This window comes from Pseudoxanthomonas sp. 134C1 (genome assembly GCF_057773065.1).
This window is the reverse complement of the sequence record NZ_JBYMTH010000001.1, coordinates 275,048-289,014: the sequence shown is the minus strand read 5'-3', so window position 1 is coordinate 289,014 and position 13,967 is coordinate 275,048. Positions and strand designations below refer to the sequence as shown.

The window sequence follows — 13,967 nt, the reverse complement described above, 5'->3', positions numbered from 1 at the left end:
CCGGAGGCAGGAAGGTTGATCGCCACCGGTGCATCTCATTGCCGCACCGGCGCGATCGATTCACGCACCATCATCACGCGGCCGGTCTCACCGGATGCGATCCGCGCGCCGGACTGGCGTCGGACATCCAGGTCATCGCGCCAGATCGGATTCCGACGGTTCCAGGGTCCGGAACATCACGTACGCATCCACCCACCCGGCTTGTTCGTGACGGAACGCGCCCGGCAGCGTGCCGACGATGTCGAAGCCGAGACGCCGGTACAGTTCCACCGCCGCCGCGTTGGTACTGACGACGTAGTTGAACTGGATGCCGCGGAACCCGGCGGCACGCGCGCGGGCCAGACTGTGCTCGACCAGTCGCCTGCCCACGCCCCTGCCCTGCGCCTCGGGCGCGACCGCGTACGTCGCGCTGGCGATGTGCGCGCCCCGCCCCGCGTGGTTGGCACCCAGCTTGTACATGCCAATCACCTGGCCGCCCTGCTCCGCCACCCAGGCCGCGTGCGCGCCGAACCAATGATCGCGGAAGGTGTCGCGATCGAAGTGCTCGTCGAACGGCAGCGCGTCGCCCGGCGCGATCACCGCGCGGAAGATCGCCCACATGGCGTCGAGGTCGTCATGCGTGGCGGCACGGATATGCAGCTGATCCATTTCGGCTCCCGTGGAAATCCTCATGCCTTCGGCAGCGGCCAGCCGCCGAAGGCCTTCACCGTGCGCAGCACGAAGCTGGAATTGACGTCGGCCACGCCACTGGCGTCCAGCAACCGGTCCAGCAGGAAGCGCGAGAAGTGTTCCAGATCCTGCACCACCACATGCAGCAGATAGTCCATGTCACCGGTCAGCGCGTGGCAGGCGACCACTTCGTCCCAGCGCTGCACGTTGTCGGCGAACAGCGCGATGCCGCTCTGGCCATGCTTCTCCAGCTGCACGCGGACGAAGGCCTGCAAACCCAGCCCGACGCTCTTGGGCTCGACCAGCGCCGCGTAGCCCCCGATGACGCCCGCCGCTTCCAGTCGCTGGATCCGGCGCAGGCAGGCCGACGGGGACAGGTTCACCTGGGCGGCGATTTCGGAATTGGGCGCGCGTCCCTGTTTTTGCAGCAGCGCCAATAGCCGCAGGTCGGTCCGGTCCAAGGGGAGGGATTCGGCCATTTGTTGCCTCGCAACATCATTTGACGCAACAAGGTTGCGCCATAACCCCTTTCATACGCAACTTTGCAACCCCATTGCGCGGCTCCGGCGCTAGCATGCAACCGACCGATTTCCGCCCCGGAGCCCGCCATGAACGAACCCCGCCGCGTCGAGCGCCAGCAGACCGACAAGGGATACGTGCCGGTCTATACGACCGCCGTCGTGGAGCAGCCGGCCGAATACGCGGACGCCGACCACGACACCTGGGGCAAGCTCTACGCCCGCCAGCGCGCATTGCTGGTCGGTCGCGCCTGCGACGAGTTCCTGCAGGCGCAGGACGCGATGGGTATGACCCCGGACCGGATTCCGCGCTTCAGCGAGCTCAACCGGGTACTGAAGGCGACCACCGGCTGGACCCTGATCGGGGTCGAGGGCCTGCTGCCGGAACTGGACTTCTTCGATCACCTGGCCAACCGGCGCTTCCCGGTGACCTGGTGGATCCGCCGTCCCGACCAGATCGACTACATCGCAGAACCGGATCTGTTCCACGATCTGTTCGGCCACGTGCCGCTGCTGATGAATCCGGTGTTCGCCGACTACATGGCGGCCTACGGCAGGGGCGGGGTGAAGGCACACGGCATCGGTCCGGAGGCGCTGGTCCACCTGACCCGGCTGTACTGGTACACGGTGGAATTCGGCCTGATCAACACGCCGGACGGCCTGCGCATCTACGGTGCCGGCATCGTGTCGTCGAAGGGCGAATCGCTGTACTCGCTGGAATCGGAGGCGCCCAACCGGATCGGCTTCGATCTGGAGCGGCTGATGCGCACCCGCTACCGCATCGACACCTACCAGAAGACCTATTTCGTCATCGACAGCTTCGAACAGCTGATGAACGCCACCGCGCCGGACTTCACTCCGATCTACGCGCGCCTGGCGCACCAGGAAGCGATTCCGGCCGGCGACGTGCGCGAGGGCGACCGGGTGTTCACCCATGGCACCGGCGAAGGCTGGCTGGCCGGCGGCGACATCTGAGATCCATCCTGTGGAAGCGACGTCAGTCGCGATTCGCGGCCATCTCGCGGTCGAGTCCATGGCGGGTCACCTGCATCGCTGTCGCGACTGACGTCGCTCCCACAACACGCATACCCGGACATTCCAACGGTTGCGCGGACAGGCCCTAGAATGCGCGCATGATGCACTTACCGCGCGCCACGCTGGCGCTGGCCCTTCTCGTCGCCTTGCCAGCGGCCGCGCAGGACACCGCGCGCACCCTGGACCGTGTCACCGTGCAGGCTGCACGCCTGGATGGTGTCTCCGCGTTCGACACACCGGCGTCACTCGATCTCATCGATCTGCGCGAGGACGCCGCCAGCGCGGGCGTCAATCTGTCCGAGCGACTGGGCGGCGTGCCCGGACTGCTTGCGCGTGACCGGCAGAACTACGCGCAGGACACCCAGCTGTCCATCCGCGGCTTCGGCGCGCGCGCGACCTTCGGCGTGCGCGGCGTGCGGCTGTACGCGGACGGCATTCCGGCCACGCTGCCGGACGGGCAGGGCCAGCTTTCGCATTTCAACCTGATGGGGGCGGAGCGGGTGGAAGTACTTCGCGGTCCGTTCTCGGCGCTGTACGGCAACTCCTCGGGCGGGGTGGTGCAGTTGTTCAGCGCGCGCGGCGAAGCGCCGGGCGAACTGCGCGTGCAGGGCTCGGCCGGCAGCCATGCCACCCGCACGCTGGGCGCGCGCTGGTCGGGCGCGCAGGGCAGGGTGCACTACAACCTCGCGGCCAGCGTGTTCGATACCGACGGCTACCGGGATCACAGTGCCGCGCGGCGCGAATCCTTCAACGGCAAGCTGGGTCTGGATCTGGCAGGCGAGGGCACCCTGGATCTGGTGTTCAATCATTTCGACTCACCGCGCGCACAGGACCCGCTTGGCCTGACCCGCGCGCAGTGGCGCGCGGATCCAACGCAGGCGGTCGCCGCCGCGCACCAGTTCAACACCCGCAAGTCGGTGCGCCAGGATCAACTGGGACTGGTGCTGGATCAGCCGCTGGCCGGTAGCCATCGCCTGCGCGCGACGGCCTATGCCGGCACCCGTGACGTGGCGCAGTTCCTGCCGCTCCCGGTCGGCGCGCAGGGCAATCCGCTCAACAGCGGCGGCGTCATCGATCTGGGCAATGACCAGGCCGGCGTCGACGCGCGCTGGTCGTGGCGGGGCGAACTCGCGACGCGGCCGTTCGAGGCCACCGTGGGCGTGAATGCGGATCGCCAGCGCCAGCACCGGCGCGGCTACGAGAATTTCATCGGGACGCAGTGGGGCGTGCGGGGCCGGCCGCGTCGCGACGAGCGCAACCGGGTGGAGAACGTGGACCAGTACGCGCAGGCGTGGTGGCGATTCGCCGATCGCTGGTCGCTGCTCGCCGGTGCGCGCCACAGCGCGGTGCGGTTCGCCTCGCGTGATCACTACGTCACCGCCTCCAATCCCGATGACAGTGGCCGGGTGCGCTACGCCGAGACCACGCCGGTCGCGGGTGTGATGTTCGACGCCGGTGCCGATTGGCGTCTCTATCTGTCGAGCGGGCGCGGTTTCGAGACCCCGACCTTCAACGAACTCGGCTATCGCGCCGACGGTGGCGCCGGCCTGGCGCTGGACCTGCGTCCGGCGATCAGCCGGCATTGGGAACTGGGCAGCAAATGGCGCTGGGGCGCCGGCGAACTGGCGGTCGCGCTGTTCCGCGCGGACACCGACGACGAACTGTCCGTGGCCAGCAACCTCGGCGGCCGCAGCACCTACCGCAACGTCGGCCGGGCACGCCGGCAGGGTGCGGAAGCGAGCCTGCGCGCGGCGTTCGGCGAGCACTGGCACTGGCAGGCCGCGTGGACCTGGCTGGACGCGGAATTCCGCGATGGTTTCCTGACCTGCGCACGCAGCGGCTGCGCGGTACCCGACACGCCGGTGCGGGCCGGCACGGCCATTCCCGGCACCGCGCGCCAGCAGTTCTTCAGCCGGCTCGAATGGCAGTCGGACACCTGGAGCGCCGCCGCCGAGGCCGTCGCCCAGGAGCAGGTGAGCGTGAACGACATCGGCAGCGAGCAGGCGCCCGGCTACGCGCTGCTGCATCTGGAAGCCGCTCGCCGCTGGCGCTTCGGCAACGACACGCTGCGTGCTTTCCTGCGCGTGGACAACGTGCTGGACCAGCGCTATGCCGGCTCGGTGATCGTCAACGAAGGCAATGGCCGCTATTACGAGCCCGGACCCGATCGCGGCGTCCTGCTCGGTCTGGAGTGGCGCAGAGCCCCCTGACGCCGCGGCTCAGGCATCCGACGGCGGCGGTCCGACCCGGCGGAAGTAGGCTTCCAGACCACGTTCCGGATCGTCCGCGAAAATTTCGCCGGTTTCATCGAGCTGGAAGATGCGGTCCGGCCGGAAGTTGCGGAAGTCGCCACGGTAGCGACACCACGCGCCGAGGGTCCAACTGCCGCCCCAGAACGCCAGGCACAATGGCTCCACGTCGCGCCCGGTTTCCTCGCCGGAATGATCGGCGTAGCGGAGCCGCAGCACATGGCGCTGCTCGATGGCGTCGTGCAGGCGATCCAGCAGGCCGGTGGATTCGAAGCGGTCCTTGAGTTCGGGCGCATAGATGCGGGTGCGCTGCGCGCGCGCCTGCAATTCGGGCGGCAACACCGCCTGGATCTTCAGCAGCGCCGAGCGCGCGCCCACCGACAATCGCTGGCCACCGAAGGCCCGCACGAAGCGCGTGCCGACCACCAGGGCTTCGAGTTCGTCGGCGTTGAACATCAGCGGCGGAATGTCCGCGCCCTTGCGCAGCAGGTAGCCGACCCCGGCCTCGCCTTCGATCGGCACGCCGGACAGTTGCAGGTCGGCGACATCGCGATAGACCGTTCGCAACGAGACCGCCAGGGTCTCGGCGAGGGTGCGGGCGGGCAGGGCGGTACGGCGTCCACGCAGGGCATGGATGATCAGGAACAGGCGGTCGGCGCGGCGCATGCCGGCATCATCCCTTGCCGGCGGCGACGGGCGCAAAGGGGCATGGGCATCTCAGTCCTCCCTCGCATGCGGAAAATCGCGGCCCATCCGCGAACGCGCGGTCGGCGCCAGCCGCAGCAGCTCGGTGCGGTGGGGTTGCGCACCTATCCGCCACGCGGCCTGGAGTTGCCGGTCGCAACGTTCGTGGGTGGCCTCGTCGGCGAACTGGAGGATGCAGGCAAACAGATGCTCGCCTTCGCGCACCGGCAGGGCGGGATAGTCGTTGGGCGTGTTGCTGGTCACCAGGGTCGCGAGCACCCGCGCATGCATGCCTTCCAGCCATGGCCGCTGGATCTGCTCGAAGTGGGCCAGCCACTCCGCATTCACCGGCGCGTCGAAGTAGTGCAGGCAGATGACGACACGCGCCTGTTCCGGTGCGGCCGCATCCCTGGCCGGCGGCGGTGCGGATACACGCAGCGCGGGACCCGATACCGCCGGCCGCAGCAACAGCACGTTGTCCGAATCGATCATCGTCGCGTTGGCCGCGTCCCGGTGGGCGCGCCAGGCCGGTCCCTGATAGAACCGGGCCAACGCTTCGCGCCGCGCCGCCATGTCGGCAAAGCCACGCAACCAGACGAAACGATCCGGCTCGTCCAGATCGCGGAACTGGCCGAGCAGCATCATGCCTTCGGCTTCCTGGGTCTCGACGAACTCGCGCTCGAAGAGCGTGATCAGATCATCGCGGCGGCCCGGATGCAGGGTGTATTGGCGCAGTTCGATCACGCCGGGAACCCGCGAAGCGGTCGGCGGTGCAAGCGGGCTCCGGCGGGGCGCGCGCATCACGGATGGGGAAAGGGTCTCCAGCATGACTTCACTCCTGACGCAGGGTATCGACGACGGCGGCATCCATCTCCAGCACCACCGACAGGTATTCCTCGATCATGTCGAGCACCGCCTGGCGCGGTCCCTCACGCCACTCCGCGCCGCCGTAGAAAGCGTCCTGCTCACGCTGACGTGCCTCCAGGTCGGCATAGGCGCGGATCAGCAGGTAGGAACTGCCGTCATGCGGCGAAGGCCCATGCCGCACGACATCCGTTTGCCAGCGCCGCAACATCGGCGCGGCCGTGGTGGTGATCAGCCGGTGGAAGGCGTCCCGGGTACCGGGGCGCAGGCGATAGCTGCGGATTTCGACGGTCCGCAGGGAGGACGTGGCGCTCACGCGGCCTCCCGGGTCAGGTACATATGCCAGTTGGTTTCCCAGTGACCACCGCGATCCGGCGAGAACGCCTGCTCCCAGTGCGCGCTGTCCGGCTGGATTTCATGCCATCGGAACCGCACCTGGATCTCGCGGCCCTTGTGGCGATCGCGGCCATGGAAGGTACCCACGCCATTCTCGAAACGGCCGGTTACCGGTGGTTCGAGCAGCCCTTGCTGGTTGTTGGCCCAGTACAGGCTCCACTGGCGCTGGAGTGGGTCGTACAGGCGCAGGGTCATGCCGCGGTAGCCACCCGCCCAGTCGGTGACGAACTCGTCCACGTTGCCGACGCCGCCCAGCACCGGACCACACTGCTGACGCGCTTCGAAACTTTCCCATTCGTCGCAGCCCGCCAGCCGTTCCTTCAGGCGCACGTTGCGCACGCGCCAGAGGCCATGCAGGAAGTCGAAATCGTGGCGGCCCTCGGCGGGCAGGGCGTGGCCGGGGGAGGCCGGATAGGTGATCTGGTCACCGCTGACCAGGCTGCGGCCCAGCCCCGCGACGTAGGCCTGGAAGGCACGCGGCAGCAGTTCCTGTGCACGGGTCGTCAAGCTCCGGGGACTCATGCGCTTTCCTCCTGAAATGGCAGGCATGCATCTTGGCGGGGGGCTGCTGACAGCGTGGTGTCAGCAGCCCGCGACCTGCCGGAAGTCACGACTTTCGCCACAGCCGTGGCGCGCGGAGGTCGCGGCAGGCAGCATGTCCGCATGCACGAACGCCTCAAACTGCTGCTGCAACCCCTGAACCTGTCCGGCGTCCTGACCTGGGCCGCGGTGATGCTGGCGATGCGCGGCGAAACGGGCGGCCTGAACGGTGCGCGCCTGGGTGCGCTGCTGGTGTTCCTGGCCGCGTTCCTGCTGCTGGACCAGCCCGGCGTGGGCCGGCGCCTGCGCGATGCGCTGCTGTGGCTTCAGTTGCTGGTCGCGCTGCTCATGATCGGACTGGCTCCGCGCACCGGCACCGCGCCGGTCCTGCTGGTGGTGGTCGCCGCGCAGCTGGCGATGACCTGGCGGCCGCTGCACGCATTGCTGGTGATGCTCGGGGCCAACCTGATCTTCGGCCTGTTGATGGTCCGCGCCGGGCACGACGCGGCCTGGTTCATGGTGGCGATCTATTCCGGCTTCCAGGCCTTCGCCGCGCTGATCGGCCATTACGCGCGCAGCGCCGAGAACGCGCGCGATCGGCTGGCGCTGGTCAATGCCGACCTGCTGGCCACCCGTGCCCTGCTGGCCGACAGCGCGCGCGACGCCGAACGCCTGCGGGTCGCGCGCGAACTGCATGATGTCGCCGGACACAAGCTCACCGCGATGAAGCTCAACCTGCGCGCGCTGGCCGCCGATCCGGCGCTGGCCGAACGCCCCCAGATCCGCCTGAGCGAACAACTGGCCAGCGAACTGCTCGAGGACATCCGCAGCGTGGTGCAGGCGCTGCGCGATTCGCGTGGCCTGGATCTGGAGACCGCGCTGCGGGCGCTGGCCGCGCCGTTGCCGCAGCTGCGCATGCAGTTGCGCATCGCCGATGATGCCGTGATCCGCGACCCACAACTGGCCGAGACGGTGCTGCGCATCGTCCAGGAGGCCATGACCAACGCGGCCCGCCATGCCGGCGCGAGTACGCTGTGGGTGGACCTGCGACGGGATGCGCGTCAATTGGCGCTGCGGATCGTCGACGACGGCCAGGCCCCCGCCCAGCTGCGCGAAGGCAATGGCCTGGCCGGCATCCGCGAGCGCGTCGCCGGTGTCGGTGGACAGCTGCACATCGGCCGCGGCCTGGCCGGCAACCTGGAATTGACCGTGGAGTTTCCCGCATGAACGATGCATCCGGATCCGCCCTCGTGCGGATCGCGCTGGCCGACGATCAGGCCCTGGTCCGCGCCGGTCTGCGCGCCCTGCTGGACGGCCCGGACGGCATCCAGGTGGCGTTCGAGGCCGACGGCGGCGCCGAACTGCTGGCGCGGATCGCCACCTCCCCGGTGGACGTGATCCTCAGCGACATCCGCATGCCCGGCGTGGACGGCATCGACGCCCTGCAGCAGCTGCGCGCGCGCGGCGATCGCACCCCGGTGCTGCTGCTGACCACTTTCGATGACGGCGATCTGCTGCTGCGGGCGGCCGAGGCCGGCGCGCAGGGATTCCTGCTCAAGGACGCCGCGCCGGAGGATCTGCGCACCGCCATCCGCCGGGTGGCCGAAGGCGACACGCTGCTGCAGCCGGTCTCCACCGAGCCGGTGCGCGCGCGCTATCGGTTCCACGACGAGTCGCCTCCCAGCGAACGCTTCAGCGAGCGCGAAGTCGCCATCCTCCGCCTGCTCGCCGGCGGCTATTCCAACAAGGAAATCGCGCGCACGCTGTTCCTCGCCGAAGGCACGGTGAAGAACTACGTATCCAACATCCTCGACAAGCTCGACACCCGCGACCGCACCCGCGCCGTCCTCAAGGCGATCACCCTGCGGATCATCTGATCAGTCTCTCCTTGTGGGAGCGACGCAAGTCGCGACGATTCCGTATCTGATTGAATGACGGTCGCGACTCTCCTCGCCCCCACAGGGGTACGGGATTACATTCACTCAGGTCAGCACCAGCACCGCCAATCCCGCCGCCAGCGCCGCCAGCAGACCGGCCGCGACACGCACGCCGTAGGCGGCACCGCCGCTGATCCAGGCGATCACCGACTTGGTCGCCAGGCTCGCGCCCAGCAGCGCCAGCATCAGCCAGCGTGCTTCGATGTCGCTCAGTCCACCGCGCGCGAACTGGTTGGCCAGCGTCGCCACCGCCGCATGCAGCTCCGCGGTCGCCGAGATCACCGCCGCGGCCATCGCGCCACGCGGGCCGATCCACGCCGCCAGCGCGGCCGACACGAAGGTCAACACGGCCACCACCAGCGCGAATCCCAACGCCTGCCCGAATCGGAACATCCGGCTCTCCGCGGTCGGCGGCGCGGCGGGATCATCGCGCCCCGCGCGCAGACCCAGCAGGCCACCGACCAGCAGCACCGCACCGATCGCCGCCAGCTCCGGCCACAGATCGATGACCAGCGGGGGCGACACCGCCCACAGGATCGGCACGCACAGACTGAGTGAAGCCAGGTTGGACAACAGCGCCGCCGCCACCGCCGAGGATCGCAGCGCGGGGGTTTCACGGGCGCGCTGGCCGAATCCGATCACCGCCGCGGTGGACGAGACGTAGCCGGCGAAGAAACCGGCGACGGCCAGTCCCCAGCGGTTGCCGATGAGGCGCAGGGCGACATGGCCGAGCGCGCTCACCGCCATCACCAGCACCACCAGCTTCCACAGGGTCGCCGGATTGATGGCCTGGAACGGGCCGATTGCCTCGTCCGGCAGGATCGGCAGGATCACCAGGGCCGAGGCCAGCAACAGCAGGCCGTCGAACACCTCGCGCTCGCTCAGCACCTGGCGGGTCAGGCGATGCAGCGGCTCCTTGGCGTACAGCAGCAGGGCCGCGACCACGGCCAGGCCGGTCGCCAGCGGCGGCGATCGCACCGCCAGCGCGCCCAGCAGCGCGGTCAGGAGCAGGGCGACCTCGCTGGTCAGGCCGACATCGTGTTCGCGCGTGCCCAGATAGGCGAGGGCGGCCAGGACCACCACGCCGGCCAGCATCACCAGCAGCACCGGCAGGCCGAGCTGGGCGGCGACCGCCGCGCCCAGCGCGGTCAGGGCATGGGTGCGCAGGCCGGCGATGGCGCTGGCCTCGCCCCCGGCCCGCTCGCGGACCAGGCCGATCAACAGGCCCAGCCCCAGCGCCGAGGACAGGGACAGCCATACCGCCGGGGGCGTGGGAATCAAGGCGCGACCTCAGGTCCATGAAATTGGTCTTGCATTGGTCCGCAATGTCCGGACAATGCGCGGTTCTTCCGCCCGCCATCCTGCCATGCCCACGCCCACCGCCCATACCGTCTCCCTCAGCCGCTATTTGATCGAGGAGCAGCGCGCCGGCCGCATCGACGCCGAGCTGCGCCAACTGATCGCGGTGGTCGCGCGGGCCTGCACCAGCATCTCCATCGCGGTCAGCAAGGGCGCGCTGGGCGGGGTGCTCGGCGACGCCGGCACCGGCAACGTCCAGGGCGAGGCGCAGAAGAAGCTGGACGTGCTCAGCAACGACATCCTGCTGGAGGCCAACGCCTGGGGCGGCCACCTGGCGGCCTGCGCCTCGGAGGAAATGGAGCACAGCCAGCCGATTCCGGACGCCTATCCGCGCGGTGGCTTCCTGCTGCTGTTCGATCCGCTGGACGGCAGCTCCAACATCGACGTCAACGTCTCGGTCGGCACCATCTTCTCGGTCCTGCGCAGCCCCGAGGGCGTCGGCCGCCCGGGCGACGAACATTTCCTGCAACCGGGCCGCCGGCAGGTCGCCGCCGGCTACTGCATCTACGGGCCCAGCACGATGCTGGTGCTGACCACCGGCCACGGTACCCACGCCTTCACCCTGGACCGCGAACAGGGCGCGTTCGTACTGACCCAGCGCGACATGCGCATCCCCGAGGACACCCGCGAATTCGCCATCAACGTGTCCAACCAGCGCCACTGGGAGGCGCCGATGCAGGCCTACGTCGCCGATCTGCTGGCCGGCAGCGAAGGCCCGCGCGGCAAGGACTTCAACATGCGCTGGATCGCCAGCATGGTCGCCGACGTGCACCGCATCCTGACCCGCGGCGGCATCTTCATCTATCCCTGGGACCGCAAGGATCCCGGCAAACCGGGCAAGCTGCGGCTGATGTACGAGGCCAACCCGATGGGCCTGCTGGTCGAGCAGGCCGGCGGCGCGGCCAGCACCGGCCGCGAATCGATCCTGGACCTGCAACCGGGCCACCTGCACCAGCGCGTGCCGGTGTTCCTGGGTTCGCGCAACGAGGTGGAAGCGGCGGCGCGGTATCACCTCGAAACCCGCTGATCCTCGTCCTTGCAGGAGCGACCCAAGTCGCAACCATAAGCATCCCGGCTCCAGGTAGCGTCGCGACTCACGTCGCTCCTACAAGACCCGCCAGCAAATCAGAACAACTCCCCCTGCGGCGAGGGCGGTCGTGGCGGCACGAACCTGCTTGTATCCAGTCCCTGATGCCTGCGCCGATCGAAGCCCAGCCGCCGATAGGCCAGATCGAATCGGCGCGCGAGCAGATCCGCGTAGACCCCGTCGCCACTGAACCGCTTGCCGAAACGGGCGTCGTAGTCCCTGCCGCCGCGCAGTTGCTGGATGGTGCTCATCACGTGTTCGGCGCGCTGCGGCAGGTGGGTCTGCAGCCAATCGCGGAACAGCGGCGACACTTCGTGCGGCAGGCGCAGCAGCACATAGCCGGCTGAATCGGCACCCGCCCCGCGCGCCGCCTCCAGCACGGCTTCCAGCTCGCTGTCGTTCACCCAGGGAATCACCGGCGCGAACATCACCCCGACCGGGATGCCGGCTTCGCTCAGCCGGCGCACGGCGCGCAGGCGCGAATGCGGCGCCGACGCCCGTGGCTCCAGCCGCGACGACAGAGGGTTGTCCAGCGTGGTGATCGAAAAGTACACCTGCACCAGGTGATCCCGCGCCATCGGCGCCAGCAGATCCAGGTCGCGCTCGACCAGCGCGTTCTTGGTGATCAGGGAGAAGGGATGCCGGGTTTCGGCCAGCACCTCGATGATGCGCCGGGTCAGCCCCAGCTTCCGCTCGGTCGGTTGGTAGGCATCGGTATTGATGCCCAGGGCGATCGGGCTGCAACGGTAGCCCGGCTTCGCCAGCTCCGCGCGCAGCACCTCGGGCGCGTTGGTCTTGGCGAAAATCCGGGTTTCGAAATCCAGTCCCGGCGAAAGGTCCAGATAGGCGTGGCTCGGCCGGGCGAAGCAGTACGAACAGCCGTGCTCGCAACCGCGATAGGGATTGAGCGATTGCTGGAACGGGATGTCCGGCGACTGGTTGCGGCTGATGATGCTGCGCGCGCGCTCCTCGGTTACCCGGGTGGCCGGCGCGGACTCGATTTCGTCCTCGCGATCCCGCTCGTGCCAGCCGTCATCCGCCGTCTGCGCGACGGTCACGGCGAAACGGCCCGGCAGGTAGCCGGTGGAACCACGCCCTTTGATCGCATCACCCATCCGCGCAGATTACGTCGGGGTCGTCTCAACGACGGCGACACCGCATAGAATCCGGGCATGCTGGAAACCCTGAACCACTGGTGGGATGCCTTCCTGTCCATCCCGCACCTGAGCCGCTGGCTCACCGCAGCCTGGCTGCTCTACCTGATTCCGCTGTGCGGATGGATCGTGCTGCAGAAGCGCGAGCCGGTCGCCACCCTCAGCTGGGTGCTGTCGCTATCGCTGTTGCCCTACGTCGGCTACCTGATCTACTTCCTGCTCGGGCCGCAGAAAATCAAGCGCCAGCAATTGCGCCGGCACCAGTCGCGCACCGGTCTGGACACCTACGAGGTGTTCTGCCCGGTGGACGAGGGCTGTACCGAACTGGCGATGCTGGCCCAGACCACCACCGGCCTGCCGCCGTCCACGGCCACGTCCGTGCAGCTGCTGGTGGATGGTTCGGCCACCTACGAGGCCATCCTCGACGCGGTCCGGCAGGCCACCAACCATATCCACCTGGAGTACTACATCTACAACCCGGATCGCTGCGGCCAGCGCCTGCTGGAGGCGCTGATCGCCAAGGCGCGGGAAGGGGTGAAGGTGCGGCTCCTGCTCGATGCGGTCGGCTCCTCGCGGGTAGGCCGGCGTTTCCTCCAGCCGCTGCACGAGGCCGGCGGCGAAAGCGCCTGGTTCCATCCGACCCGATTCCGGCCGTTCACCCGGCCCTGGGTCAACATGCGCACCCACCGCAAGATCGTGGTGGTCGACGGTCGCATCGCCTTCACCGGCGGCATCAACATCACCGACGAGGAGGACGAATCGCTGCGGCCCGACGCCTATCGCGATCTGCATCTGCGGATGGAGGGCGACGTCGTGCGCAGCGTGCAGCAGGTCTTCGTCGAGGATTGGGTGTATGCCACCGGCCAGAAGCGCAAGGACTTCCAGGGCACGCGCTTGTGGCATGCCACCGACAACGGCATCGAGGGCGGCATCGCGGCGCAGACCCTGGTGTCCGGCCCGGATTCGTCGTGGGAGCCGATCCATCGCACGCACGTGGCCGCCATCCACGAAGCGAAGTCGCGGGTCTGGCTGGTGACACCCTATTTCGTGCCCGGCGAGGCGGCGCGGATGGCGCTGACCTCGGCCGCCCTGGGCGGCCTGGACGTGCGCCTGCTGGTGCCGAAGATGAGTGATTCACGCCTGGTCACCTATGCCGCCCGTTCGTATTTCGACGAGCTGCTGGCGGCCGGCGTGAAGGTGTACGAGTACGGCCCGCGGATGATGCACAGCAAGGCGCTGTTGTGCGATGACAACCTGGCGTTGATCGGCAGTGCCAATTTCGATCACCGCAGCTTCCGCCTGAACTTCGAAATCTCCATGCTGTTCCGCGATCGCGGCCTCGCCGGCCGGCTGGCCCAGCTGCTTGAAGGCGAGTTCGCCGCGTCCGCCCCCGTGCATCTGCAGCGTCGGCGCTCGCTGTGGCGGCATCGCCTGCCCGAGGCATTGGCGCGGCTGACGTCGCCGCTGTTGTGATC

The 13,967-nt window shown here is 68.6% G+C and carries 14 protein-coding genes; 6 read left to right on the top strand and 8 right to left on the bottom strand.

What is annotated here, in order from left to right; translation table 11 throughout:
* Positions 1 to 132: 132 nt before the first annotated feature.
* Positions 133 to 648, bottom strand: a complete 516-nt coding sequence (locus tag AC3DEZ_RS01285) for a GNAT family N-acetyltransferase (protein ID WP_488386582.1) — start codon at positions 646 to 648, stop codon at positions 133 to 135.
* A 20-nt stretch (positions 649 to 668) separates the two neighbouring features.
* Positions 669 to 1,148: an Lrp/AsnC family transcriptional regulator gene (locus AC3DEZ_RS01280; protein ID WP_488386581.1), complete on the bottom strand. Its 480-nt coding sequence runs from the start codon at positions 1,146 to 1,148 to the stop codon at positions 669 to 671.
* Positions 1,149 to 1,277: 129 nt separating this feature from the next.
* Between AC3DEZ_RS01280 and phhA the strand changes: the two genes are divergently transcribed.
* Entirely contained in the window at positions 1,278 to 2,162 is an 885-nt protein-coding gene (phhA, locus tag AC3DEZ_RS01275; protein ID WP_488386580.1) for a phenylalanine 4-monooxygenase, read from the top strand.
* A gap of 158 nt (positions 2,163 to 2,320) precedes the next feature.
* Positions 2,321 to 4,432, top strand: a complete 2,112-nt coding sequence (locus AC3DEZ_RS01270) for a TonB-dependent receptor family protein (RefSeq protein WP_488386579.1) — start codon at positions 2,321 to 2,323, stop codon at positions 4,430 to 4,432.
* Positions 4,433 to 4,441: 9 nt separating this feature from the next.
* Here AC3DEZ_RS01270 and AC3DEZ_RS01265 read toward each other — a convergent pair whose 3' ends face one another.
* Genes AC3DEZ_RS01265 through AC3DEZ_RS01250 form a run of 4 tightly spaced genes read right to left on the bottom strand, consistent with a single transcriptional unit; the run spans position 4,442 to position 6,937 of the window.
* Positions 4,442 to 5,137 carry a helix-turn-helix transcriptional regulator gene (locus AC3DEZ_RS01265; protein WP_488386578.1) on the bottom strand — a complete coding sequence of 232 codons (696 nt, stop codon included), beginning with the start codon at positions 5,135 to 5,137 and terminating at the stop codon, positions 4,442 to 4,444.
* Between the two features lie 51 nt (positions 5,138 to 5,188).
* The gene (locus AC3DEZ_RS01260) at positions 5,189 to 5,983 is read right to left on the bottom strand and encodes an NIPSNAP family protein (RefSeq protein ID WP_488386577.1); all 795 of its coding nucleotides are present in this window, start codon (positions 5,981 to 5,983) and stop codon (positions 5,189 to 5,191) included.
* Between the two features lie 4 nt (positions 5,984 to 5,987).
* Complete coding sequence (locus AC3DEZ_RS01255; protein ID WP_447104004.1) at positions 5,988 to 6,335, bottom strand: NIPSNAP family protein; 348 nt, start codon at positions 6,333 to 6,335, stop codon at positions 5,988 to 5,990.
* Complete coding sequence (locus tag AC3DEZ_RS01250; protein ID WP_488386576.1) at positions 6,332 to 6,937, bottom strand: hypothetical protein; 606 nt, start codon at positions 6,935 to 6,937, stop codon at positions 6,332 to 6,334. The genes AC3DEZ_RS01255 and AC3DEZ_RS01250 overlap by 4 nt, the downstream gene beginning before the upstream one ends.
* Positions 6,938 to 7,078: 141 nt before the next feature.
* Between AC3DEZ_RS01250 and AC3DEZ_RS01245 the strand changes: the two genes are divergently transcribed.
* Both AC3DEZ_RS01245 and AC3DEZ_RS01240 read left to right on the top strand, forming a co-directional pair.
* Complete coding sequence (locus AC3DEZ_RS01245) at positions 7,079 to 8,182, top strand: sensor histidine kinase (protein ID WP_488386575.1); 1,104 nt, start codon at positions 7,079 to 7,081, stop codon at positions 8,180 to 8,182.
* On the top strand, positions 8,179 to 8,832 hold the full coding sequence (locus AC3DEZ_RS01240; protein WP_447104001.1) for a response regulator transcription factor: 654 nt from the start codon (positions 8,179 to 8,181) through the stop codon (positions 8,830 to 8,832). Before AC3DEZ_RS01245 ends, AC3DEZ_RS01240 begins: the two co-directional genes overlap by 4 nt.
* Positions 8,833 to 8,937: 105 nt before the next feature.
* Here AC3DEZ_RS01240 and AC3DEZ_RS01235 read toward each other — a convergent pair whose 3' ends face one another.
* Positions 8,938 to 10,173, bottom strand: coding sequence for an MgtC/SapB family protein (locus AC3DEZ_RS01235; protein ID WP_488386574.1), 1,236 nt, complete (start codon positions 10,171 to 10,173; stop codon positions 8,938 to 8,940).
* Positions 10,174 to 10,258: 85 nt separating this feature from the next.
* On the opposite strand from AC3DEZ_RS01235, the gene AC3DEZ_RS01230 reads away from it, so the two are divergent.
* Positions 10,259 to 11,278 carry a class 1 fructose-bisphosphatase gene (locus AC3DEZ_RS01230; protein WP_488386573.1) on the top strand — a complete coding sequence of 340 codons (1,020 nt, stop codon included), beginning with the start codon at positions 10,259 to 10,261 and terminating at the stop codon, positions 11,276 to 11,278.
* Between the two features lie 98 nt (positions 11,279 to 11,376).
* Here the strand turns inward: AC3DEZ_RS01230 and AC3DEZ_RS01225 are convergent, their stop codons facing one another.
* Positions 11,377 to 12,453 (bottom strand): PA0069 family radical SAM protein, encoded by a 1,077-nt coding sequence (locus AC3DEZ_RS01225; protein ID WP_488386572.1) that lies wholly within the window; start codon positions 12,451 to 12,453, stop codon positions 11,377 to 11,379.
* Positions 12,454 to 12,510: 57 nt separating this feature from the next.
* Between AC3DEZ_RS01225 and cls the strand changes: the two genes are divergently transcribed.
* Complete coding sequence (gene cls, locus AC3DEZ_RS01220; protein ID WP_488386571.1) at positions 12,511 to 13,965, top strand: cardiolipin synthase; 1,455 nt, start codon at positions 12,511 to 12,513, stop codon at positions 13,963 to 13,965.
* The last annotated feature ends 2 nt before the right edge of the window (positions 13,966 to 13,967 follow it).

Bases quoted from the DNA above. Each gene is read 5' to 3' on its own strand.
- AC3DEZ_RS01285 (WP_488386582.1), bottom strand. From the start codon at position 648: ATGGATCAGCTGCATATCCGTGCCGCCACGCATGACGACCTCGACGCC.
- AC3DEZ_RS01280 (WP_488386581.1), bottom strand. From the start codon at position 1,148: ATGGCCGAATCCCTCCCCTTGGACCGGACCGACCTGCGGCTATTGGCG.
- phhA (WP_488386580.1), top strand. From the start codon at position 1,278: ATGAACGAACCCCGCCGCGTCGAGCGCCAGCAGACCGACAAGGGATAC.
- AC3DEZ_RS01270 (WP_488386579.1), top strand. From the start codon at position 2,321: ATGATGCACTTACCGCGCGCCACGCTGGCGCTGGCCCTTCTCGTCGCC.
- AC3DEZ_RS01265 (WP_488386578.1), bottom strand. From the start codon at position 5,137: ATGCGCCGCGCCGACCGCCTGTTCCTGATCATCCATGCCCTGCGTGGA.
- AC3DEZ_RS01260 (WP_488386577.1), bottom strand. From the start codon at position 5,983: ATGCTGGAGACCCTTTCCCCATCCGTGATGCGCGCGCCCCGCCGGAGC.
- AC3DEZ_RS01250 (WP_488386576.1), bottom strand. From the start codon at position 6,937: ATGAGTCCCCGGAGCTTGACGACCCGTGCACAGGAACTGCTGCCGCGT.
- AC3DEZ_RS01245 (WP_488386575.1), top strand. From the start codon at position 7,079: ATGCACGAACGCCTCAAACTGCTGCTGCAACCCCTGAACCTGTCCGGC.
- AC3DEZ_RS01240 (WP_447104001.1), top strand. From the start codon at position 8,179: ATGAACGATGCATCCGGATCCGCCCTCGTGCGGATCGCGCTGGCCGAC.
- AC3DEZ_RS01230 (WP_488386573.1), top strand. From the start codon at position 10,259: ATGCCCACGCCCACCGCCCATACCGTCTCCCTCAGCCGCTATTTGATC.
- AC3DEZ_RS01225 (WP_488386572.1), bottom strand. From the start codon at position 12,453: ATGGGTGATGCGATCAAAGGGCGTGGTTCCACCGGCTACCTGCCGGGC.
- cls (WP_488386571.1), top strand. From the start codon at position 12,511: ATGCTGGAAACCCTGAACCACTGGTGGGATGCCTTCCTGTCCATCCCG.